Raw genomic sequence first — 23408 nt, 5'->3', positions numbered from 1 at the left:
GACCCCCGCGCCTAAACCGCCGCCGAGGCTTAAAACCCCCTCGCCGGCGTTTGAGGCGCGGGCGCGGTAGCGCCGTATGGGTCCGGGCGAAGCCCGGGGAACGGTGGAAGGGCGGGTAGGGGACCCCGGCCCGCGCAGCGGCACACCACCCGCACACGCCCACCGGCATCGGCCACCCGAACCGGCCCCGCCCGGCAGGCCGCCGGACGGAGTCCGGCGCAGCGGCGCGTCAAGAAGGTCAGAGGAGGAGGCACAGCGCCGCCAGGAGGCCGCCCGCGCAGGCGAGTTCCGTCGTGCCGACGGCCGCCGGGCGCAGCCCCCGGCCGGGGAGGGCGGCCGCGCGGGCGAGGTAGGCGGCGAAGGGGAGGGCCAGCCAGGGGGAGAGCAGCGCGGCCAGCGCGAGGGCGGCGGCGTGGTAGGCCACCGAGCCCCGCCGGTACGCCCGCGAACCCCGCTCGCGGATCATCGTCTTCACGTACGGCACCGTCCCCGCGAAGTACAGCAGGCAGGCCAGCGCCGCCGGCCAGGCCCGGCCGGGGCCGAGGCCCCCGAGCCGGGCGGCGACCAGGGCCATGCCGCACGCCGGGACCACCGCCGCGAGGCCGTTGGCCAGGGCGCGTTCGCGGCCCCGCCAGGCGTACCGGGTGTTGACCGCGAGGAACGGGAGCGCCGCCGCGGCCGCGAGCAGCAGCCAGGGGTGGAGTACCGCCAGCGGTACGGCGCCGGCCGCGCAGGCCCCGCCGAGGACCAGCGCGGGCAGGGCGTGCCGCCGTGCCGAGCGCAGCCTGCGCGCGTGCAGCCGCAGCCACTGCTGGGCGTGGAAGACCGCCGCGTACCCGAGCAGCCAGGCGGCCAGGAGCAGCAGGTGCTGCGGGCCGGGGTGCGGGGCCAGGAGGGTGCCCGCGAGGAAGGGCACGACGAGCATCGCCCACGCCCCGTGCTGGTCCGGGATCCAATTCCTTTTCCGAGCCATGGAATCCATCCTTCCATGGAATCAAAGTGGAGTTTTTCCACGTGATTTGATTCCGCCGGGCACCGGACGGTGGACCCGGGGAACAGTGGAATTTGGTCACCCGCCGCCGGGACCTTTGCCGCCCGCCGGGCCTTTCCGACCGGCGTAGCGTCGGTGAGTGGCCCGCCTTTCCCGGACCGCCCCGCCCACTCCGTTTCCGGTCGCCTGGAGGGTCACCTTGAACGCGCGTGATTCCGTCGATTCAGCCGTCGATTCAGCCGTCGATTCGCTCCTCCGGGCGGGCCGCTTCTTCACCCGTGCCGAGGTCTCCGACGACCTGCGCACGGTGCACCGGACCGGCGGGCGGGCCGCCGAGGCCTTCTACCGGGACCGGTGGAGCCACGACAAGGTCGTCCACTCCACCCACGGCGTGAACTGCACCGGTTCCTGCCGCTGGAAGGTGTTCGTCAAGGACGGGATCATCACCTGGGAGACCCAGGCCACCGACTACCCCTCCGTCGGCCCCGACCGCCCCGAGTACGAGCCCCGCGGCTGCCCGCGCGGCGCCTCGTTCTCCTGGTACTCCTACTCCCCCACCCGGGTGCGCTACCCCTACGTGCGCGGGGTGCTGCTGGAGATGTACCGGGAGGCCAAGGGCCGGCTCGGCGATCCGGTGCTCGCCTGGGCCGACGTCCAGGGCGACCCGGAGCGCCGGCGCCGCTACCAGCGGGCGCGCGGCAAGGGCGGGCTGGTCCGGGCCGGCTGGGAGGAGGCGCTGGAGATCGCCGCCGCCGCGCACGTGCACACCATCAAGGAGCACGGCCCGGACCGGGTGGCCGGCTTCTCGCCGATCCCCGCGATGTCGATGGCCTCGCACGCCGCGGGCGCCCGCTTCCACTCCCTCATCGGCGCGCCGATGCTCAGCTTCTACGACTGGTACGCGGACCTGCCGGTCGCCTCCCCGCAGGTGTTCGGAGACCAGACCGACGTGCCCGAGTCCGGGGACTGGTGGGACGCCGCCTACCTGATGATGTGGGGTTCGAACGTCCCCGTCACCCGCACTCCCGACGCGCACTGGATGACCGAGGCCCGCTACCGCGGGCAGAAGGTGGTGACGGTTTCCCCGGATTTCGCGGACAACACGAAATTCGCCGACGAGTGGATGCACCCGCACCCCGGTACGGACGGTGCGCTGGCCCTCGCGATGGGGCACGTCATCCTGAAGGAATTCTTCGTGGAGAAGGAGACCCCTTTCTTCGCGGATTACGTCCGCCGGTACACGGACCTGCCCTTCCTGGTCTCCCTCCGGGAAACGGAGCACGGTCTGGTGCCGGGCAAGTTCGTCACCGCCGCCGATCTCGGGCAGGACACCGAGAACGCCGCGTGGAAGACCGTCCTGGTCGACGACGCCACCGGCGCGCCCGTCGTCCCGAACGGCACCCTCGGGCACCGCTGGGGCAGGAACGAGACCCCCGAGTGGAACCTCGACCTCGGCGGGACCGTGCCCCGGCTGACCCTGCTGGGGGAGGGCGAGAGCGCCGAGATCGTGCTCCCCCGCTTCGAGGACGACGAGCGCACGGGCGGGCACGGCGGCACCGTGCGCCGCGGGGTGCCCGTGCGGCGCATCGGCGGCAGGCTCGTGACCACCGTCTTCGACCTGATGCTCGCCCAGTACGGGGTGGCCCGCGCGGGCCTGCCCGGCGAGTGGCCCGCCGGCTACGAGGACGCCTCCCAGCCCGGCACCCCCGGCTGGCAGGAGTCGCTGACCTCGGTGCCCGCCGCGCAGGCGGCGCGGGTGGCGCGGGAGTTCGCGGAGACGGCCGAGCGTTCGCAGGGCCGCTGCATGATCCTGATGGGGGCCGGCACGAACCACTGGTTCCACTCGGAGACCATCTACCGCTCCTTCCTCGCCCTGCTCACCCTCACCGGCTGCCAGGGCCGCAACGGCGGCGGCTGGGGCCACTACGTCGGCCAGGAGAAGTGCCGCCCGGTCACCGGCTGGGCCACCCTCGCCGCCGCCTCCGACTGGTCGCGCCCGCCCCGCCAGATGATCGGCGCCGCCTGGTTCTACCTGCACACCGGCCAGTGGCGCTACGACACCCTCCCGGCGGAGGCCCTCGCCTCCCCGCTCGCCGAGGGCGCCTTCGAGGGCATGAGCGGCGCGGACTGCCTGGCCGCCAGCGCCCGGATGGGCTGGATGCCCTCGTACCCGACCTTCGACCGCAACCCCCTGGAGCTCGGCGAGGGCCCCGACCCCGTCGCGGACGCGGTGCGCGCCCTGGAGGAGGGCACGCTCGGCTTCGCCGGCGAGGACCCCGACGCCCCGCAGAACTGGCCGCGCGTCCTGAACGTGTGGCGGGCCAACCTCCTCGGCTCCAGTTCCAAGGGCAACGAGTACTTCCTCAAGCACCTGCTCGGCACCCACTCCAACCTCCCCGACGACGGCCCGCGCTGCACGCCCCGGGACGTCGCGTACCGGGAGGAGGACGTGGAGGGGAAGCTCGACCTGCTGATGTCGATGGACTTCCGGATGACGTCCACGACGCTCCTGTCGGACGTGGTCCTGCCGGCCGCCACCTGGTACGAGAAGCACGACCTGTCCTCCACCGACATGCACCCCTTCCTGCACGCCTTCACCCCGGCCGTGGACCCGCCCTGGCAGGCCCGCTCCGACTACGACGCCTTCCGCCTCCTCGCCGAGCGCTTCGGCGAGCTCGCCGCCGTCCACCTCGGGGTGCGCCGGGATCTGGTGGCGACCGCGCTCCAGCACGACACCCCGGGCGGCGAGATGGCCCAGCCCGGCGGGGTGGCGCTGGACTGGTCGAAGGGCGAGTGCGACCCCGTACCGGGCCGGACCATGTACGACCTGAAAGTGGTGGAGCGGGACTACGGGGCGGTGGGCGAGAAGTTCTCCGCGCTCGGCCCGCTGGTCGACCGGCTCGGCGTGACGACGAAGGCGATCACCTTCGACGTGGCCGAGGAGGTCGCGTACCTCGGCGCGAAGAACGGCCTGGTCCGCGGCGGCGCCGGCGACGGCCGCCCCCGCCTGGACACCGCGCAGCGGGCCTGCGAGGCGATCCTCGCCCTCTCCGGGACGAGCAACGGCCGGCTCGCCACCCAGGGCTTCGAGACGCTGGAGAAGAAGGTCGGCACGCCCATGGCCCACCTGGCCGCCGAGGCGGAGGGCAAGCGGATCGGCTTCGCCGACACCCAGGCCCGCCCGGTCCCGGTGATCACCTCGCCGGAGTGGTCGGGCTCGGAGTCCGGGGGGCGCCGGTACACGGCCTTCACCGTCAACACCGAGCACCTCAAGCCCTGGCACACCCTCACCGGGCGCCAGCACTTCTTCATCGACCACGACTGGCTGCACGAGGTCGGGGAGTCGCTGCCCGTCTACAAGCCGCCGCTGAACATGCACACCCTGTACGGGGAGCCCGAACTGGGCACCGTCGACCAGAAGTCGGTGGCCGTCCGCTACCTGACCCCGCACAACAAGTGGGCGATCCACAGCCAGTACCAGGACAACCTCTACATGATGACCCTGGGCCGCGGCGGCCAGACCGTGTGGATGTCCCCGCAGGACGCCGAGGCGATCGGGGTCGCCGACAACGACTGGATCGAGGCGGTCAACCGCAACGGCGTGGTCACCGCCCGCGCGATCGTCTCCCACAAGATGCCGCCCGGCACGGTCTACATGAACCACGCGCAGGAGCGCACGGTCGGCGTGCCGAAGACCGAGAAGACCGGCCGCCGCGGCGGCATCCACAACTCGCTGACCCGGGTGATGCTCAAGCCCACCCACCTCATCGGCGGCTACGCCCAGCTGACCTGGGCCTTCAACTACCTGGGCCCGACCGGCAACCAGCGCGACGAGGTGACGGTCATCCGCCGCCGCGACCAGAAGGTGGAGTTCTAGGAATGAAGGTCATGGCACAGGTCGCGATGGTCATGAACCTCGACAAGTGCATCGGCTGCCACACCTGTTCGGTCACCTGCAAGCAGGCGTGGACCAACCGGCAGGGCACCGAGTACGTCTGGTTCAACAACGTCGAGACCCTCCCCGGCCAGGGCTACCCGCGCCGCTGGGAGGACCAGGAGAAGTGGAAGGGCGGCTGGGAGCGCACCCGCTCCGGCCGGCTGCGGCTGCGGGCCGGCGGGCGCCTCGCGAAGCTCGGCAAGATCTTCGCGAACCCGGAGATGCCGGAGATCGACGACTACTACCAGCCCTGGAGCTACGAGTACAAGAACCTCACCGACGCCCCGGCGGGCGACGACCTCCCCACCGCACGGCCCGTCTCCCAGCTGACCGGCGAACCCCTGGACACCATCGCCTGGGGCCCCAACTGGGACGACAACCTCGGCGGCGCCCCCGCCCACGCGCCGAAGGACCCCGTCGTGGAGAAGATCCGCGAGGAGGTCGGGGAGCGGATCCGCTTCGAGTTCGAGCAGAGCTTCATGTTCTACCTCCCCCGGATCTGCGAGCACTGCCTCAACCCGGCGTGCGTCTCCTCCTGCCCCTCCGGCGCCATGTACAAGCGGGAGGAGGACGGCATCGTCCTCGTCGACCAGGACCGCTGCCGCGGCTGGCGCATGTGCGTGACGGGCTGCCCGTACAAGAAGGTGTACTTCAACCACCGCACCGGCAAGGCCGAGAAGTGCACCTTCTGCTTCCCGCGCATCGAGGTCGGCATGCCCACCGTCTGCTCGGAGACCTGCGTCGGCCGGATGCGCTACCTCGGCGTCATGCTCTACGACGCCGACCGGGTCGCCGAGGCCGCCGCCGTCGAGGACGAGCACGACCTGTACCCCGCCCAGCTGGACTGCTTCCTCGACCCGCACGACCCGGCCGTGGTCGCCGCCGCCCGCGCGGCGGGCCTGACCGCCGAGTGGATCGGGGCCGCGCAGCGCTCCCCCGTGTACGACCTGATCGCCACCTACCAGGTCGCCCTCCCCCTCCACCCGGAGTACCGGACCATGCCGATGGTCTGGTACGTGCCCCCGCTGTCCCCCGTGGTCGAGGCGGTCGCCGCCACCGGCAGCGACGGCGAGGACGCCGGGAACCTCTTCGGCGCCATCGACGCCCTGCGGATCCCCGTCGAGTACCTCGCGGAGGTCCTCACGGCCGGCGACACCCACGCCGTGGAGGCCGTGCTGCACCGGATGGCCGCGATGCGCTCCTACATGCGGAGGATCAACCTCGGTGAGGAGCGGGACGAGGAGATCGCCGCCGCCGTCGGCCTCACCGGCGCCGAGATGGAGGACATGTTCCGCCTCCTGGCCGTCGCCAAGCAGGAGGACCGCTTCGTCATCCCGACCGCGGCCCGCGCCGACGCCGACGCCCTCGCCGCCTCCCACCCGCTGGACGACGGATGCCCCGTCGGGGAGCGGCCCGGGAAGCCCCGCGTGATGCTCAACCTCGGACCCTCAAGGAAGAGCTCGTGACCCCCGACGCCCTCGTACGCCTCGTCGCGGGCTGCGTCCTGCAGTACCCCGGCGACCGCTTCCACGACGAACTCCCCCGGCTGCGCGCGGCCCTCGCCGGAGCGCCCGCCGAACCGGCCGCGCTGCTCGGGACGTTCCTCGACGAGGCCGAGGAGCTGACCCCGATCGGGCTGTGCGAGCGGTACACCTCCACCTTCGACACCCGCAACCGGCGCTGCCTCTACCTGACCTGGTGGACGGACGGCGACACCCGCCGGCGCGGGCTGTCCCTCGTCCGGCTGAAGCGGATCTACCGGGACTTCGGGCTGGAGTACGCGGGCGAGGAGCTGCCCGACTTCCTGCCCGCGGCGCTGGAGTTCGCCGCCCTGCGCGAGGAGGCCGGCACCGAGCTGCTCCAGGAGCACCGGGCCGGGCTGGAGCTGCTGCGGCTCGCGCTCGCCGAGTCCGCCAGCCCCTACGCCCGGGTGCTGGAGGCGGTCTGCACCACGCTGCCCGGCCCCTCCCCCGCGACGAAGGCCGAGGCGAAGGCCCTCGCGCGCAGCGGACCCCCGCAGGAACTGGTCGGCGCGGGCTCCCCGCTCGAACCCTTCGGTCCCGGCATCGACCGGCCCGTGGACCTGCCGTGGCCCACCTCCCCGGAAAGGAAGACGGCCTGATGGACCTCGTCCTGTGGGGCGTGCTCCCGTACGTCTCGATCACCCTGCTCGTCGCCGGAACGGTCTGGCGGGCCCGCTACGACGCCTTCGGCCGGACCACCCGCTCCTCCCAGCTGTACGAGTCGCGGCTGCTGCGGATCGGCTCCCCGCTCTTCCACTTCGGCATGCTCTTCGTGGTCCTCGGCCACGTGGTGGGCCTGCTGGTCCCGATGGCGTGGACCGACGCGGCCGGGCTGAGCGACCACGCCTACCACCTGCTGGCCGTCTCCACCGGAGCCGTCGCGGGGGTCGCGGCCGCCTCCGGCATCGGGATCCTCGTGTACCGGCGTCTGAAGGTGCCGGCCGTCCGCCGGTCCACCCTGCGCGGCGACCACCTGATGTACACGGTCCTGCTGGGCGCGATGCTGCTGGGCCTGACGGCCACCGTCCTCAACTCCACCGGGCAGACGGGCGACTACAACTACCGCGAGGGCGTCTCGGTCTGGTTCCGCAGCCTGTTCGCCCTCTCCCCCGACTACCACCTGATGGCGGGCGCCCCGCTCGCCTTCAAGCTGCACGTCCTGTTCGGCTTCGCCCTCTTCGCACTGATCCCGTACTCGCGGCTGGTGCACATGTTCTCCGCACCGCTGAAGTACCTCTTCCGGCCGTTCGTGGTCTACCGCAGGCGGGACCCGCGGCTGACCTCCAACCGTCCGGACCGGCGCGGCTGGGAGCGGGTGTCATGACCGCCCGCACCCCGCGCACGGTCGTCCGCACCCCCCGCCACGACGTCGCCGAACGCCCCTTCCTCGTCATCTGGGAGGCCACCCGGGCCTGCGAACTGGCCTGCCTGCACTGCCGGGCCGAGGCCCGGACCGCCCGCGACCCCCGCGAACTGGACGGGGCCGACGCCCGCCGGGTGATGGACCAGACCGCCGCCTTCGGCAGCCCCGCACCCCTCTTCGTGATCACCGGCGGCGACCCCTTCCAGCGCCCCGACCTCACCGCGCTCATCGCGTACGGCACCTCGCTGGGCCTGCGCGTCGCCGTCTCCCCCTCCGGTACGCCCACCCTGACCCGGGAGAACCTGCTGGCCGTGCGCGACGCCGGCGCGGTGGCGGTCTCGCTCTCCCTGGACGGCTCCACCCCCGAGCGGCACGACTCCTTCCGGGGCGTGCCGGGGGTGTGGCAGCGGACCCTGGAGGGCTGGCGGGCCGCCCGCGACATCGGCCTGAAGGTGCAGGTCAACACCACCGTCAGCCGCCGCAGCCTGGACGACCTCGCCGACATCGCGGCGCTGGTCCGCAGCGAGGGAGCGATGCTCTGGTCCGGCTTCCTCCTCGTCCCGGCCGGGCGCGCGCAGCAGCTGGAGTCGCTGACCGCCGCGGAGACCGAGGACGTCCTGCACTTCCTCCACGACTGCGGGGCGGTCCTCGCCGCCAAGACCACCGAGGGCCACCACTTCCGCCGGGTCGTGCTCCAGCGGACCGTCCTCGACGCCCGCGGCGAACGGCCCGTCCTGGGACCCCTGTACGAGCGGCTGCACGCCCGCGCCGAGCGGATCGGTCTCTTCGACGGGGAGCGGCGCCCGGTGCGCAGACCCCCGCTGGACGTCTCGTCCGGGCGCGGCTTCGTCTTCGTCTCGCACACCGGCGAGGTGCACCCCAGCGGCTTCCTGCCGCTGTCGGCGGGCAACGTGAAGGACCGGCCGCTGCCCGGGATCTACCGCCGCGCGCCGCTGTTCACCTCGCTGCGCGATCCGGCGCTGCTGCGCGGCAGGTGCGGGCGCTGCGAGTTCAAGCCGGTGTGCGGGGGCTCCCGCTCGCGGGCGTACGGCGCCACCGGGGACGTGCTCGCCGAGGACCCGTACTGCGCGTACGAGCCGGGCAGCTTCCCGTACCAGGAGGAACTGCGGCACCTGACCCGGGGCGCCGCCGGAAGGAGCACCCCGTGCGTTCGGTGATCATCGTGGGCGGCGGCATCAGCGGTCTGGCCGCCGCCTGGGAACTGCGGGGCGCGGCCGACGTCACCGTCCTGGAGTCCGGCCCCCGGGTCGGCGGGAAGCTGCGTACGGGCAGCCTCGCCGGCGTCCGCGTCGACGAGGGCGCGGAGTCCCTGATGGCGCTGCGGCCGGAGGCCGTGGAACTGGCGGCGGCCGTCGGGCTCGGCAACGCCCTGTGCGACCCGGCCCGGTCGGCCACCACCGTCTGGACGGGCGGCGCGCTGCGTCCGCTGCCGCCGGGCCACGTCATGGGCATCCCCGCCGACCCGTCGGCGCTGGCCGGCACCGGGCTGCTCTCGGCGGAGGGCCTCGACCGGGTCGAGCGGGAGGAGACCGTGCCCGCCGCACCCCTTGCCGGGGACTGCTCGGTGGCGGAGTACCTGGCCGCCCGGATCGGCCCGGAGGCGGTGGACCGGCTGGTCGAGCCGCTGCTCGGCGGGGTGTACGCGGGCCGCGCCGACCGGCTGTCGCTGCGCGCGGCGATGCCCCGGATCGCGGCCCTGGCGGAGCGGGGCGAGCCGCTGCTGCCGGCGCTGCGCCGGATGCGGGCGGCCGCCGCGGCGCGGGCGGCGGGCCCGGCACCGGCGGCCGTGCGGGGCGTGGACGGCGGCACGGGCCGGTTCCCGCAGGAGGTGGCCCGGGCGTCCGGGGCGCGGATCCTGACCGGGACGGCGGCCCGCTCGCTGGAGCCGCTGCCGGGCGACCGGTGGCGGGTGACGGCGGTGACGGCCGACGGCCCGCTGACCCTGGAGGCCGACGCCGTGGTCCTGGCGGTGCCCGCCTTCGTGGCGGCGGAGCTGCTGCGGCCGCACGCACCGCTCGCGCGGGAGGAGCTCGCGGCGGTCCCGTACGCCTCGACGGCGGTCGTCACCCTGCTGTACTCCCGCAGCCGGGCCCAGGCCCTCCCGGAGGGCAACGGCTTCCTGGTGCCGCCGGGCGACGGGCACACCCTGAAGGCGGCGTCGTTCCTGTCCAACAAGTGGGCCTGGCTGCGGGACGCGGCACCCGCCGAGTTCGTGGTGCGCGCCTCCGTCGGCCGGATCGGCGAGGAGGCCCTGCTGGAGCGCCCCGACCGCCACCTGATCCGCACGGTCACCGCCGAACTCCGCCGCGCGGCGGGGCCGCTGGGCGAACCCCACGCCGCCCGGGTGACCCGCTGGGACCGGGGCCTGCCCCAGTACGAGGTCGGCCATCCGGACCGGGTGGCCCGGATCCGCGGGGCCGCCGGGAAGCTACCGGGCCTGGCCCTGTGCGGCGCCGCGTACGAGGGCGTGGGCGTGGCCGCCTGCGTCGCCGGCGGCCGCGCCGCGGCCCGGCAGGCCCTCGCCCCGGCCTGAGCCGGCGGGCACGGCTCGGCCGACCCCGCCCCCGGACCCCCCGAACGGGTCAGCGCGGGGGCGGGGGCGGGGGCGGGCCCACAGGATGGGGGCATGCCGAGAAACGTCCTGCGGGCCACCACCGCCGCCGCGCTCGCCGCCACGCTGCTCACCACCGGCGCCTGTTCCGACGGCGGCAGCGGCGACGGGCAGAGAACGGGTACCGGAGCCGCCGAACCGGCCAAGCCCCTGTCCTGGGGCGGGTGCGACGCCCCCACGGCCGCCGAGGGCGGCGGGCAGGCGCCCGGCCAGGACTGGGAGTGCGCCACCCTCGACGTGCCGCTCGACTACGCCGAGCCGGGCGGCGAGACCATCCCCCTCGCGCTGATCCGGGCGAAGGCCCGCGACAAGTCCAAGCGGCTCGGTTCGCTGGTGTTCAACTTCGGCGGGCCCGGCGGTTCCGGGATCTCCACCCTGCCCGGCGCCGCCAAGGAGTTCGAGGCCCTGCGCTCCCGGTACGACCTGGTGAGCTTCGACCCGCGCGGGGTCGGCCGCAGCGCCCCCGTCCGCTGCGAGGACGACAAGCAGCTCGACGCGTACTACGCGCAGGACTCCTCCCCCGCGACGCCGGAGCAGGAGAAGGCCTTCGTCGACGGCATCCGCACCTACCAGAAGGCCTGCAAGGCCAACTCCGGCAAGGTGCTCCCGTACGTGGGCACCGAGAACGCGGCCCGCGACCTGGACCGGATCCGCCAGGCCCTCGGCGACGAGAAGCTGAACTACTTCGGGATCTCGTACGGCACCGAACTCGGCGGGGTCTACGCCCACCTGTTCCCGAAGAACGTGGGCCGGGCGGTGTTCGACGCCGTGGTGGACCCCACCAAGGACTCCGAACAGGGCGCGCTGGGCCAGGCGAAGGGCTTCCAGCTGGCGCTCGGCAACTTCGCGCAGGACTGCGTGGACCGCGGCGACCAGTGCCGGCTCCAGGGCAGCACCGCCAAGGAGATCGAGGACAACGTCATCAAGCTGCAGAAGGCGCTGGCCGCCAAGCCCATCGCGGGCATCGGCGACCGCCGGCTGACGGAGTCCCAGGCGACCAACGGCATCGCCCAGGCGCTCTACTCCAAGGAGCTGTGGCCGCTGCTGGAACAGGGGCTGGACGAGGCCGAGGGCGGGCAGGGGCAGCTGCTGATGGCCCTGTCCGACGCCCTCAACGGCCGTGACCAGAACGGCCGCTACAGCAACATCGGCGCGGCCAACACGGCCATCAACTGCGCCGACTCCAAGGAGCGCTACACGCTGGAGGAGACCAAGGCCCGGCTGCCGGAGTTCCGCAAGGCCTCGCCCGTGTTCGGGGAGTTCCTCGGCTGGGCGATGCTGAGCTGCACCGACTGGCCGGTGCCCGGCGCCTGGCAGACCCCGGACGTCTCCGCGCCCGGATCCGCCCCGATCCTGGTGATCGGCAACACCGGCGACCCGGCGACCCCGTACGAGGGCGCGCGCAACATGGCCGAGCGGCTGGGCAAGGGCGTGGGCGTGGAGCTGACGTACAAGGGCGAGGGCCACGGCGCGTACAACAGCGGCGACGCGTGCGTGCAGGCCGCGGTGAACGGCTACCTGCTGGACGGGAAGGTGCCGGACGGGGGCACCGTCTGCACGGCGGCCTGAACCGGGCCGGACACGCGGAAGGGGCCGTACCCGCCGGGCGGGCACGGCCCCTTCGGGGCACTGCTCAGGGCACTTCTAGTAGACCGGCTTCTCGGGCTCGATCTGGTGGACCCAGCCGATGACGCCGCCGCCGACGTGCACCGCGTCGGAGAAGCCCGCGGACTTCAGGACCGCGAGGACTTCCGCACTGCGGACACCCGTCTTGCAGTGCAGGACGATGCGCTTGTCCTGCGGCAGGTCCTGGAGGGCGGTGCCCATCAGGAACTCGCCCTTGGGGATCAGCTTCGCGCCGGGGATCGAGACGATCTCGTACTCGTTCTTCTCGCGGACGTCGATGATCTCGATCGGCTCGCCCTCGTCGATCCACTCCTTGAGCTGCTTCGGAGTGATCGTGGAGCCGGCGGCGGCCTCCTGGGCCTCCTCCGACACGACGCCGCAGAAGGCCTCGTAGTCGATGAGCTCGGTGACGGTGGCGTTGGGGCCGCAGACCGCGCAGTCGGGGTCCTTGCGGACCTTGACCTGGCGGTACTGCATCTCCAGGGCGTCGTAGATCATCAGGCGGCCGACGAGGGGCTCGCCGACGCCGGTGAGGACCTTGATGGCCTCGGTGACCTGGATCGAGCCGATGGACGCGCAGAGCACGCCCAGCACGCCGCCCTCGGCGCAGCTCGGGACCATGCCCGGCGGCGGGGGCTCCGGGTACAGGCAGCGGTAGCAGGGACCGTGCTCGGACCAGAAGACGGAGGCCTGGCCGTCGAAGCGGTAGATGGAGCCCCACACGTACGGCTTGTTCAGCAGCACGCAGGCGTCGTTGACCAGGTAGCGCGTGGCGAAGTTGTCCGTGCCGTCGACGATGAGGTCGTACTGGCTGAAGATCTCCATCACGTTCTCGGCTTCGAGCCGCTCTTCGTGCAGCACCACGTTCACGTACGGGTTGATGCCCAGCACGCTGTCGCGGGCGGACTCGGCCTTGGAACGGCCGATGTCCGACTGGCTGTGGATGATCTGGCGCTGCAGGTTCGACTCGTCGACCTCGTCGAACTCCACGATGCCCAGGGTGCCGACGCCGGCCGCGGCCAGGTACATGAGGGCGGGCGAGCCGAGGCCGCCCGCGCCCACGGCCAGCACCTTGGCGTTCTTCAGGCGCTTCTGGCCGTCCATCCCGACATCCGGGATGATCAGGTGGCGGGAGTACCGACGGACCTCGTCAACGGTGAGCTCAGCAGCTGGCTCTACCAGGGGTGGCAGCGACACGGGGACTCCGTAGATGGGTAAGTCTGAACGTTGGTTCTTCCCGTAACACTGCCACGCCCTTCTTCATTCCGAGACACCCGGTCCGATACGTGAGACGAATTCGTCCCAGTACGCGGGCATTGACGCCCAGGGGTCCCGGTCCGGGGCGCCCCGGCGGTCCGTGAACCAGATGGTTCCGGCACCCTGCCAGCGGGCGACGCGCACCGCCTCCTCCAGATGGGTCCGGGGCACTCCGTGGACCAGGTGGCAGAACCGCTCCGGCGGATGCTCCGCCGTCCACTCCGCCACCTGCGACCAGCGGTAGTCGGCCCAGGCCCCGGAGAAGGTGACCAGCTGGTCGGCGGCCTCCACGTAGCCCTCGAAGGGGTGCGTGCCGTGTCCCAGCACGATCCGGAGCCCCTCGCCGAGCCCGCGCAGGGCGTCCGTCACCCGGCGCACGGCCGGCAGGTCCGCCCGGCCGGCGGGGGCGCCGGCCAGGTAGAAGCCGCCGACGCCGTACCAGTCGCGGAAGCGGTGCGCGTCGGAGACCAGCTCCCCGAACGACCGGGAGCCGTCCCGCATCGCGAGATGCCCGAGGACCGTCCCGCCCGCGTCCCGCAGCTTCGCGGCCGCCTCGGTGCAGTGCGGGTCGGGGCGGCCGCCGGGGCCGTCCGCGACGTTGAGCACCGCCCAGTGCAGCGGGGTCCCGGGGCGGGTCAGCTCGGCCCACTCCACCGGGGCGACCAGCGGGTGCGCGTAGCCGGGGATGCCCAGGCCGAGCCTGCCGGCCTCGGTCGCGGCCGCCGCCGTGGCCCCCGGCGGAGTGGTCAGATACGGCACGCCGCCTCCATCCAGATGTCCGCGAGGGACTCCTCCAGATTGATCCGGGGCCGCCAGCCGAGCCGGTCGCGGGCGGTGCGCACGTCGGCCTGCTGCCAGGCGCCGCAGCCGTCGGGGTAGGGGTACGACTGGGGGGCCGCCGCCAGCTGTTCGGGGGTGGCCTCGGAGCGCGGGGAGCCGATGGCGGAGAGGCTCTGCGGCCGGCCGCCGTGCCCGTGCCGGTCGGCGCCGTGCGGGACGTCCAGCTCGTGGAGGGCGCCGCCGTAGCCGGCGACCCGGGCGAGGACGGCGGCCGCGTCGCGCAGCCGGACCGCGCGGCCGGTGCCGATGTTCACGACCCCCTGGGCCGCGGACAGGGAGGCCGCGTGCACGGCCCGCGCGACGTCCCGCACGTCGACGAAGTCGCGCTGCACCCCGAGACCGCTGAGCTTGAGCTCGCCGTCCCCGGACTGCATGGCCCGCCGCATGGCCTCGGCGAGCCGGCCCAGCGGGGAACCGGCCGGGGTGCCCGGTCCGACGGGCGAGAAGACGCGGAGCACGACGGCGTCCAGGCCGGAGCCGAGGACCAGCTCGGTGGCGGCGAGTTTGCTGACGCCGTACGGTCCGCCGGGTCTCGGCACGGCGTCCTCGGCGGTGGAGGAACCGGGCTGGCTGGGCCCGTACTCGGCGGCGCAGCCGAGCTGTACGAGCCGGGCCCCGCAGCCGCTGCGGCGCAGGGACTCGCAGATGGTGGCGACGGCGACGGTGTTGTGCCGGGTCAGCTCCCGGGCGCCGCCGCGGGTGGCGCCCGCGCAGTTGATGACCACGCCCGGGTGGACGGCGTCCAGGAACCGGGTGAGCGCGCCGGGGCTCCCGGTGGCGAGGTCGAAGCGGACGTCGGCGTCGTCGCCGCGGCCGAGCGCGGTGAGCTGCACGGCGGGATCGGCGAGCAGCCGGTCGGCGACGTAGCGCCCGAGGTATCCGTTGGCTCCGATCAGCAGCACCCTCATCGCGCAACCCCTTGGTCGATTGGCTGGCCGGTCATGCTGTTTCTCCTTGGTGTCGGTGGGGCCGGTGACGCGCGTGTGCGGAGGCACGGGACAGCGCGAGGAAGGCGTGTACGAGGAGTCCCGCCACGGCGGCGAGGACCGCCGCCGGGTCCGGGACGAGGGCGAGGGCCAGGGCGGCGGCGACGGGCGTGCGGTGCGCGCCGTGCCGCAGCAGCAGCCGGGCCAGGAACAGCAGCACCGCGAGCGGCACCGCCGTCCCGGGGGCGGCTGCGGTGACCGCGGCCGCCCCCGTGGCGGCCGCGGTGAACAGCAGGAGGATCCCGGCGAGCAGCGGCCGTGCCCCGGCGGCGAAGTCCTCCAGGGCCCGGCACCCGGCGAGCCGGCGGCGGGCCCGGGCGGCGTAGAGGACCCCGGCGAGGTGTCCGGGGGCGACGGCCAGCGCGAGGGCGGCGCCGAGGGCCGGACCGTGCCGGTGGACGGCCCAGCCGACGGCGGCGGCCGCCAGCAGGTGGGCGGTATAGGGGAAGCGCCCGCCGGCGCTCCGCCCGGGCCAGACCAGCGCGGCGGCGGTGAGGAGCGCCGCGAGGGCTCCCGCCGCCGGCACCCCGGCGGCGGCTGCCCCGAGGGCGAGGGCGCCGGGCAGCAGGGCGTACCCGAAGCCGCGCACCGCCCGGGTCCTGGCCGGGGGCCGCACGGCCACGTCGTCGGGGACCTCGCCGCGCGGGGTCCGGGCGTACAGCTCCTCGGCGAGGCCGAAGACGTCCCGGTGCCGGAACCGCGCGGCGGTCCGGTCGGTGATCCCGTGCGCCTCCAGCCCGGCGGCGATCTCCAGCGGGTCGACGGCCCGCTCACAGAGCTCCCGGTGCCGGTGCAACAACGCCTTGACGGGATCCCCGCCCCCCTTCCGCCGAGTCCCCGCGGCCCCGGAGGGCCCAGCCCCGCCGGCACTTAAGGTCCCGGGTCCGGGTCCGGAGAATTCAGCCCCGCCGGCGATTGAGGCGCGGGGGTCCGGGGGCAGAGCCCCCGGCAGCGGCGCCGCACCTGCGATGTCCGACGTCGTCATGCCCGCACCTCCGGAATCAGCCCCGGACCGGCCGCATGGGCGACCCACGGTCCGGGGACCATGGCCTCGGCGGGCCGCTCGAAGGGGACGTCCCCCGCCCCCCGTGAGGAACTGGCGGCCAGGAGCCGCAGGTAGCTCTCCTCGAAGGCCGCCACGTTCTGCTCGACGGTGAACAGTTCGAGGGCCCTCGCCCGGGCGGCGGCGCCCAGCCGCTGGGCCCGTTCGGGGTCCGCCAGCAGCGCGAGGCAGGACTCGGCCAGTGCCCGGGGGTTGCGCGGCGGGACGACGAGCCCGGTGCCGCCGATGACCTCCCGTACGGCCCCCACGTCCGTGGAGACGGTGGCCCGGCCGCAGAACATGGCCTCCGCCAGGGTGATGGGGAAGCCCTCGACCACCGAGGACAGCAGCACGATCCGCCCGGCCCCGTACGCCTCGGCCGGCGAGGCCGCCTCGGGCCCGCCGATCTCCTCGAAGGTGACGGGGCTCTCCCCCACGGTCCGCGCGTCGGCGGCCTCGTCGGGGAAGAGCTGCGCGGCCAGCGAGCGGCAGTCCGCGAGGTATCCGGGGGCCGCCGCCGAGGCGAAGATCCGCAGCCGGGTGTGCGGGGCGGCCCGGCGGACCTCCGCGAAGGCGTGCAGCAGCCCGATCAGGTCCTTGGACGGCTCGATCCGCCCGGCCCACACCAGGGTGTCGGGGTCCCCGCGGTCGGGGTCCTCGCCGACGACGGCGAATCGGTCCGCCTCCATGCCCGGGTAGACCGTCCGCAGGCGTTCCCGGGGCGCCCCGCAGCGTTCCTGCCAGCGGCGGGCGTGCGCGTTGCCGGGGGTGAGGAGGTCGGCGCGGGCGTAGATCTCCCCGGCGAGGCGGACGTGGAAGGCGGCCAGCAGGGCGCGGACGGCGGGCCGGGTGTCCTCGCGCTGTTCCAGGTAGTGGGCGCGGAGCTGGACGCCGTACTCGGTGACCAGCAGCGGGACCCCGAAGAAGCGTTTGGCCAGCAGTCCGGGAACGGCGGCGACCCCGCCGGCGGCGGCGTGGCAGACGTCGGCCCGGCCGAGGCCCTCGTCCTCGTACCAGTCGAGGGACAGGGGCCGCAGCGCGCGCTCCAGTTCGTCCACGAACTCCAGCAGGTCCGGGACCCGCGCGTCCTGGACGGCGCGGCCCGCGCCGGGGGCCCGGCAGCCGGACTCGACCGCCCGCACGGCCGTCTCGGAGCGCAGGGCGGCGTACATCCCGCCCTGGTCGCGGGCGAGTTCGGCGAGCCCGTACAGTCCGGCGGCGAAGGCGTCGGGCTCCCCCGCGCAGATCCCCCGGACCAGCTCCGCGAAGCATGCGGCGAAGCGCCGGCGCTCGCGGCGGGAGTGCGTGCGGCCGTCGTCCGCGGGGGCCCACAGCGGGGCGGTGCGCACCCGGGTGACGTGCCGCGGGAGCGTGACCCGGCCGCTCTCCTCCTGTCCGGCGCTGCGGCTCAGTGCGTAGAGCTCGAACTCGTGCCGGGGCAGCCCGCGCACGAGCCGGTCGCACCAGAGCCTCGCCTCGCCCGCCGCATACGGATAACCACCTTCCGTGACCAGTCCGATCCGCACGAGTGGCACCCCCGATCTCCCGTTCCTGGCGGCCGCCGTCGGTCCGGCGACCCGCCGCGGGAGAACTCAAGCGGATGCGCCGGTGGCGCGACGGACGGTTGTCCGTCGCGCCACCGGAAGGGGTGAAGAGTCGTAACTTTCCCGTACGGTTCGCGTTCGAGCACGCTAAGAAGGGTGTTACGCGTAGGCCTCCTGGCGTTCGGTCAGGCGTGCCGAGCGGCGTTCGGCGGCGAGGGCCGGGTCGAGTGCCGGGACGGCGTCGAGGAGCTGTCGCGTGTACGCGTGGGCGGGCCGGCCGTACACCTCCTCCACCGGTCCCTCCTCCACGACCACCCCGCCGCGCATGACGGCGACCCGGTCGCTGACCTGCCGGACCACCGCGAGGTCGTGCGCGATGAAGACGAGCGCGATGCCCAGTTCCCGCTGGAGTTCCGCGAGCAGGGCGGTGACCTGTGCCTGGGTGGTGACGTCGAGGGCGGACACCGGCTCGTCGCAGACGATCAGCCGGGGCCGGGGCGCCAGGGCGCGGGCGATGCCGACGCGCTGGCGCTGGCCGCCGCTGAACTCGTGCGGGTAGCGGTCGTAGTGGCCGGGCTCCAGGCCGACGCGGGTCAGCAGCCCCTCGACCCGGGCGCGGATCACGGCCTCGTCGCGCTCTCCGGCGGCGCGCAGCGGATCGGCGATGGACTCGCCGACGGAGCGGCGCGGGTTGAGGGAGGAGACGGGGTCCTGGAAGACCATCTGGACGCCGTCCGCGATGCCCCTGGCCTCGGTCCCGTCGTGCCGTACCTGCCCCGAGGTGGGCTCCAGCAGTCCGACGAGCATCCGCCCGAGGGTGCTCTTGCCGCTGCCGCTCTCGCCGACGATGCCGAGGGTCTCGCCGGCCCGGACGGTGAGGGAGACCCCGGCCACCGCGCTGACCCTGCGCCTGCCTCGGCCGAAGTCCCGGCGCAGGCCGACGGCTTCGACCACGGGGGCCGCCGGCTCGGCCGCACCGGCGGGGCCGGAGCCGGCGACCACCCGCAGCCGGGGGGTGCGCGGGGCGTCCAGCCGCGGTACGGCCGCCAGCAGGTCCCGGGTGTAGGGGGCCTGCGGGTCGGAGAGGACCGAGCGGACGGGTCCCCGTTCCACGGCGGCGCCGTTCCGCATGACCAGCAGTTCGTCCACGCTCTCGGCCGCGACGCCCACGTCGTGGGTGACCAGCAGCAGTCCGAGGCCGTGCTCCTGGCGGAGTCCGTGCAGCAGGTCCAGGATCTGGGCCTGGACGGTGACGTCGAGGGCGGTGGTCGGCTCGTCGGCGATCAGCAGCCGCGGTGCGCAGGCCAGCGCCATGGCGATGAGGGCGCGCTGGCGCATGCCGCCGCTGAATTCGTGGGGCCGGGCGCGGGAGCGGCGCACCGCGTCGGGGATGCCGACGCGGTCCAGGACCTCGACCGCCCGGGCCCGGGCGGCCCGGCGGGAGGCGGTGGTGTGGACCCGGTACACCTCGGCGATCTGGTCGCCGATCGCCTGGTAGGGGTCGAGGGAGCTGAGGGGGTCCTGGAAGACCATGGCGGCGGTCCCGCCGCGCAGGGCGCGCAGCCGGGCCGGGTCGGCGTGCGCCAGGTCGGTGCCGTCGACGCGGACGGTGCCGGTCAGGCGCGCGCCGGTGCCGTGGTGCAGGCCGAGCAGGGCGGCGGCGACGGTGGACTTGCCGCTGCCGGACTCCCCGACGATGCCCAGGGCGCGGCCGGGTTCCAGGGTGAAGGAGACCCCGTCCACGGCCCGTGCGTACCGGCCGGGACCGCCGGACGGGAATTCGACCACGAGGTCGGTGACGTCCACCAGCGGGCCGGTCATGCGAGGGCCACCCTTCGGTCGGCGAGGGCGTGGAGCAGGTCGGCGACGGCGCCCGCGATGACGACGGCGGCGCCGATGGCGAGGACGACGCCGACCACGACGGGCAGGTCCACGACCCGCACGCCGTCGATGAGGGTCTTGCCGAGGCCGGGGATCCCGAAGAGGGATTCGGTGAGCACGGCGCCTCCGATCAGGGTGCCGAAGTCCACGGCGCTGAGGGCGATCACGGGTCCGAGGGCGCCGCGGACCGCGTGCCGGGTGACGACGGCCCGTTCCGGGACTCCGTAGGCGCGGAAGGTGCGGATGTGGTCCTCGGCGAGGGTCTCCAGGGTGGAACTGCGGGTGAGGCGGGCGTACTTGGCGCTTTCGAACAGGCCGAGCGTCACCCAGGGCAGCAGCAGGTTCCAGGCCCACTGCTCGGGGTCCTCGCCGAAGGGGACGTACGTCGGGAAGGGCAGCCAGCGCAGGTGGGCGCAGACGGTCATGAGCAGCAGCAGCCCGAGGATGAAGACGGGCGTGCCGGTGCCGGCGAGGGTGAGCACGGTCAGCGCCCGCTCGGTGGCCCCGCCGCGCCGCAGCGCGGACAGCAGGCCGGTGCCGACGCCGACGACGAGCCAGATGGCGAGGGCGCCGAGGGCGAGCGAGAAGGTGGCGGGCAGCCGTTCCAGGAGCAGCAGGGTGACCTGCCGGTCGTTCTGGTACGAGAACCCGAGGCAGGGCGCGTCGCAGTGCTGGACGATCCCGGCGCCGGCGGAGTAGTCCCGGCCGGCCACCAGTCCCTGGAGGAAGTGCAGGTACTGGGTGACGACGGGGTCGCCCAGGCCGAGCTGTTCGCGGACCTGGGCGATCTGCTGCGGGTTGCAGCGCTCCCCGCAGGCGAGGCGGGCGGGGTCGCCGGGGACGACGTAGAAGAGGGCGTAGACGAGGACGGACAGGGCGAGCAGCACGAACAGGGCGCCGACCGCGCGCTTGAGGACGAAGCGGATCACGCGGTGCGCTCCTTTCCAGTGCCGACCCGCAGGCGCGACGCCTCGCGCGGGTCGAGGGCCGAGCGGACCGCGTCGCCGAGGACGGTGAAGGCGAGCACGGTGACGAAGAGCAGCCCGGCGGGGAGCAGGACGTAGGCGGGGTCGGCGCGGAACCAGGTCTGCGCGCTGGAGAGCATCTGCCCCCAGGAGGGGGTGGGCGGTTTCACCCCGACGCCGAGGAAGGAGAGCGAGGCCTCGGCCACCATGGCGCCGGGGACCTTGATCGCGGCGAGGGTGATGACGGGCGCGGCGAGGGAGGGCAGCAGTTCGCGGCGGGCGACGCGCAGGGGTCCCCAGCCGGAGAGCCGGGCGGCTGCGACGAAGTCCAGGCCGTTCAGGGCGAGGGTCTGGGAGCGCACCATGCGGGCGGTGCCGCCCCAGTCGAAGAGGCCGATGACGAGGACCAGCAGCAGCGGGCGGGGGAAGCCGGACGGGACGACGGCGGTGAGGGCGATGGCGATCACCAGCATGGGCAGGGCGATCATCACGTCGGTGAAGCGGCCGATGAGCTGTCCGAGGAAGCGGTTGCCGAGCGCGGCGGCGATGCCCACGCCGACCCCGACGGCGATCTGCACGGCGACGGCGCCGAGGGCGACGAGCAGGGAGATGCGCGCGCCGTGGAGGAGCCGGGTGAACAGGTCGCGGCCGGTGCCCGGTTCGACGCCGAGCCAGTGGTCGGCGGAGATGCCGCCGAAGGAGCCGAGGGGGACGCCGCCGCGGGCCGAGTCGACGAGGTCGTCGTGGTAGGTGTTCGGGTCCTGTCCGGTGAGCTGGGTGATGAGGGGGGCGGCGAGGGCGAGGAGGACGAGGAGGGCCAGGACCGTGGCGGCCGCGGCGGCGGACGGCCGCGCGCGCAGCCGCCGCCAGACCTGGCGGCCGGCGCCGCCGGCCGGGGCGGGGGCCCCGACCGGCGGTACCGGCCCGTCGAGGAGCCGGGTCACTTGACCGCGACCTGCGAGATGTCGAGGACGCCGGTCCAGTCGCTGATGACGACGTTCTTGACGTCCTTGCCGACGAGCCGCTTGTAGACCGGGTGGAAGAGCGGGATGTCGAGGGCCTGCTCGCCGATCTTCTTGTCGAGTGCGCCCCAGCGCTTACCGGCCGCCGCGAGGTCGGTGAGCTTGGCGATCTCGTCGATCTCGGTGTTCACGGCCGGGTCGTTCAGCTGCGCGTGGTTGTAGTTGGAGCCGTTGGTGACGATCTGCCGGCCGTCGAAGATCGGGGCGAGGAAGGGGCCGCCGGAGGGCCAGTCGGCGCCCCAGCGGGAGAGGAAGAAGCCGGGGGTGTTCTTGGCGTCCCAGCGGCGCTCGTTGAACGCGTTGTTCTCCAGGCCCTCCAGCTTGACGGTGATGCCGGCGGCGGCGAGGGCCTGCTGGACGGCGGTGGCGATCTCGGGGCCGGTCTGGCGGTTCTGGGCGTTGGAGTGGGTGAGGGTGACGGTGAGCCCGTCGGGGAAGCCCGCCTCCTTCAGCAGTTCCTTGGCCTTGGCCGGGTTGCCGGTCTTGCCCGCCGGGAAGTGGTCGTACGGCGCGTACCCGAAGGCCTCGCGCTCGGGGAGGAAGGTGGTGGCCGGCTCGGCGAGGGCGGAGCCGCCGGCGGCGTTGACCACGCTGGTGCGGTTGATCGCGTACGAGATCGCCTGGCGGACCTTCGGGTTGTCGAAGGGGGCGGCCTTCGGGTTGAAGGCCAGGTAGTTGACGTAGCCGAAGTGGCCGGTGCCGACGCGGGAGGCCAGTTCCTTGTTGTCGCCGATCTGGGCGAGTTCGGCGGGGCCGAGGTTGGTGTCGGTGGTGATGGCGGCGGCGTCGGGGCCGGAGCTGGTGGAGAGCCGCTGGTTGATGACGGCGGCGTCGAGGCCGGAGCGGACGTCGATCCGGTCCGGGTAGGCCTTGCGTTCCTCGTCGGTCTTCGGGTCCCAGTGCTCGTTGCGCTCCAGGAGCAGGGACTCGCCGTCGCCGGTGTTCTTGACGACCTTGTACGGGCCGGAGGAGACGGGGTGCTCCTCGTACTTGGCGCCGGTGTCCTTGGCCTTGGGGACGGGGGCGAACTGCGTCTGGGTGGCGAGGAAGGGGAACTCGCCCTCGGGCTTGCGGAGTTTGAAGACGATGGTTTTCGCGTCGGGGACCACGATGGAGTCGAGGCCCTTGCCGCCGTCCTTGTAGGGGCCCTCGTAGGTCTCGCCGCCGACCAGCCAGTCCCTCAGGTAGGGGGCGCCGCCGGAGAGTTCGGCGGCGAAGGAGCGCTCGATGCCGTACTTGATGTCGGCGGTGGTGATCGGGCTGCCGTCCTCGTACTTCAGCCCGTCCTTGAGCGTGTACGTCCATTCGGTGGCGTCGGCGTTGGGCTTGCCGAGGTCGGTGGCCAGGTCGGGGACGACCTTGGCGCCGGCCGGGCCGTCCTCGCGGTTGCGGGTGGTCAGCGTGCGGAAGACCAGCGAGGGGACGTTTCCGCCGCCGGAGGTGTAGAGCCGGGCCGGGTCGAAGTCGTTCTGCGGTTCGGCGTTGAGGACGGTGAGGGTGCCGCCCTTCTGCGGGGCGCCCGCGGCGCCGGGCTTGCCGCCCTCGCCGCCGGTCTTGTCCGCCGCGTCCTCGGGCCCGCACGCCGCGGCGCCCCCGGCCAGGACGAGGCTGACGGTGACCGCGGCGATGCGGCGCGATATGCGGGACTGGCGGGATGAACCGGCGGAAAGCATGGGGAAACGGGACCTCTCGGCGTGGAAGGAGATACGTCGGGGGCCACGCGGGAGACGGCGTCCGGCATCAGCGGCGCACAGGGTGCCGGAGACCGGGAAGGGGAAGCAGGAAGCCGCGCCCGCGGG

The 23408-nt window shown here is 73.8% G+C and carries 17 protein-coding genes; 7 read left to right on the top strand and 10 right to left on the bottom strand.

Annotated elements, in window-relative coordinates; translation table 11 throughout:
• Positions 1-238 precede the first annotated feature (238 nt).
• Positions 239-973, bottom strand: coding sequence for a YwiC-like family protein (locus ACIPW5_RS15200; protein WP_401244745.1), 735 nt, complete (start codon positions 971-973; stop codon positions 239-241).
• Between the two features lie 217 nt (positions 974-1190).
• Here ACIPW5_RS15200 and ACIPW5_RS15195 point away from each other — a divergent pair, with 217 nt between their 5' ends.
• The 7 genes from ACIPW5_RS15195 to ACIPW5_RS15165 all read left to right on the top strand — a co-directional run bounded on the left by ACIPW5_RS15195 (position 1191) and on the right by ACIPW5_RS15165 (position 12015).
• Positions 1191-4868: a nitrate reductase subunit alpha gene (locus ACIPW5_RS15195; RefSeq protein ID WP_401244744.1), complete on the top strand. Its 3678-nt coding sequence runs from the start codon at positions 1191-1193 to the stop codon at positions 4866-4868.
• Positions 4869-4870: 2 nt separating this feature from the next.
• Positions 4871-6394 carry a nitrate reductase subunit beta gene (narH, locus tag ACIPW5_RS15190; RefSeq protein ID WP_401244743.1) on the top strand — a complete coding sequence of 508 codons (1524 nt, stop codon included), beginning with the start codon at positions 4871-4873 and terminating at the stop codon, positions 6392-6394.
• A complete protein-coding gene (gene narJ, locus ACIPW5_RS15185) occupies positions 6391-7050 on the top strand; it encodes a nitrate reductase molybdenum cofactor assembly chaperone (RefSeq protein ID WP_401244742.1) in 660 nt (219 codons plus the stop codon). Before narH ends, narJ begins: the two co-directional genes overlap by 4 nt.
• Positions 7050-7775: a respiratory nitrate reductase subunit gamma gene (gene narI, locus ACIPW5_RS15180; protein ID WP_401244741.1), complete on the top strand. Its 726-nt coding sequence runs from the start codon at positions 7050-7052 to the stop codon at positions 7773-7775. Before narJ ends, narI begins: the two co-directional genes overlap by 1 nt.
• Positions 7772-8992, top strand: a complete 1221-nt coding sequence (locus ACIPW5_RS15175; RefSeq protein ID WP_401244740.1) for a TIGR04053 family radical SAM/SPASM domain-containing protein — start codon at positions 7772-7774, stop codon at positions 8990-8992. The genes narI and ACIPW5_RS15175 overlap by 4 nt, the downstream gene beginning before the upstream one ends.
• The gene (gene hemG, locus ACIPW5_RS15170; RefSeq protein ID WP_401244876.1) at positions 8989-10368 is read left to right on the top strand and encodes a protoporphyrinogen oxidase; all 1380 of its coding nucleotides are present in this window, start codon (positions 8989-8991) and stop codon (positions 10366-10368) included. Before ACIPW5_RS15175 ends, hemG begins: the two co-directional genes overlap by 4 nt.
• A 93-nt stretch (positions 10369-10461) precedes the next feature.
• Entirely contained in the window at positions 10462-12015 is a 1554-nt protein-coding gene (locus ACIPW5_RS15165; protein WP_401244739.1) for an alpha/beta hydrolase, read from the top strand.
• Positions 12016-12090: 75 nt separating this feature from the next.
• Here the strand turns inward: ACIPW5_RS15165 and moeZ are convergent, their stop codons facing one another.
• From moeZ to ACIPW5_RS15120, 9 genes are all read right to left on the bottom strand, one after another.
• The gene (moeZ, locus tag ACIPW5_RS15160) at positions 12091-13269 is read right to left on the bottom strand and encodes an adenylyltransferase/sulfurtransferase MoeZ (RefSeq protein WP_401244738.1); all 1179 of its coding nucleotides are present in this window, start codon (positions 13267-13269) and stop codon (positions 12091-12093) included.
• A gap of 63 nt (positions 13270-13332) precedes the next feature.
• The gene (locus ACIPW5_RS15155) at positions 13333-14088 is read right to left on the bottom strand and encodes a spherulation-specific family 4 protein (RefSeq protein ID WP_401244737.1); all 756 of its coding nucleotides are present in this window, start codon (positions 14086-14088) and stop codon (positions 13333-13335) included.
• Entirely contained in the window at positions 14076-15077 is a 1002-nt protein-coding gene (locus ACIPW5_RS15150; protein WP_401244736.1) for an NAD-dependent epimerase/dehydratase, read from the bottom strand. The genes ACIPW5_RS15155 and ACIPW5_RS15150 overlap by 13 nt, the downstream gene beginning before the upstream one ends.
• 31 nt (positions 15078-15108) lie before the next feature.
• Positions 15109-15954 carry a hypothetical protein gene (locus tag ACIPW5_RS15145; protein ID WP_401244735.1) on the bottom strand — a complete coding sequence of 282 codons (846 nt, stop codon included), beginning with the start codon at positions 15952-15954 and terminating at the stop codon, positions 15109-15111.
• A gap of 182 nt (positions 15955-16136) precedes the next feature.
• Positions 16137-17723 (bottom strand): DUF3492 domain-containing protein, encoded by a 1587-nt coding sequence (locus tag ACIPW5_RS15140; RefSeq protein ID WP_401244734.1) that lies wholly within the window; start codon positions 17721-17723, stop codon positions 16137-16139.
• 177 nt (positions 17724-17900) lie between these two features.
• On the bottom strand, positions 17901-19562 hold the full coding sequence (locus ACIPW5_RS15135; RefSeq protein ID WP_401244733.1) for a dipeptide ABC transporter ATP-binding protein: 1662 nt from the start codon (positions 19560-19562) through the stop codon (positions 17901-17903).
• On the bottom strand, positions 19559-20551 hold the full coding sequence (locus ACIPW5_RS15130; RefSeq protein WP_401244732.1) for an ABC transporter permease: 993 nt from the start codon (positions 20549-20551) through the stop codon (positions 19559-19561). The genes ACIPW5_RS15135 and ACIPW5_RS15130 overlap by 4 nt, the downstream gene beginning before the upstream one ends.
• Positions 20548-21531 (bottom strand): ABC transporter permease, encoded by a 984-nt coding sequence (locus ACIPW5_RS15125; protein ID WP_401244731.1) that lies wholly within the window; start codon positions 21529-21531, stop codon positions 20548-20550. The genes ACIPW5_RS15130 and ACIPW5_RS15125 overlap by 4 nt, the downstream gene beginning before the upstream one ends.
• Positions 21528-23282 (bottom strand): ABC transporter substrate-binding protein, encoded by a 1755-nt coding sequence (locus ACIPW5_RS15120; protein WP_401244730.1) that lies wholly within the window; start codon positions 23280-23282, stop codon positions 21528-21530. The genes ACIPW5_RS15125 and ACIPW5_RS15120 overlap by 4 nt, the downstream gene beginning before the upstream one ends.
• Positions 23283-23408: the final 126 nt, after the last annotated feature.

Origin of the sequence: Streptomyces sp. NPDC090077 (assembly GCF_044747545.1) — a bacterium.
In the GTDB taxonomy this organism is placed as follows: Bacteria; Actinomycetota; Actinomycetes; order Streptomycetales; family Streptomycetaceae; genus Streptomyces.
Note: the sequence above shows the minus strand (reverse complement) of the source record. Positions and strands in the feature narration are given on the sequence as shown.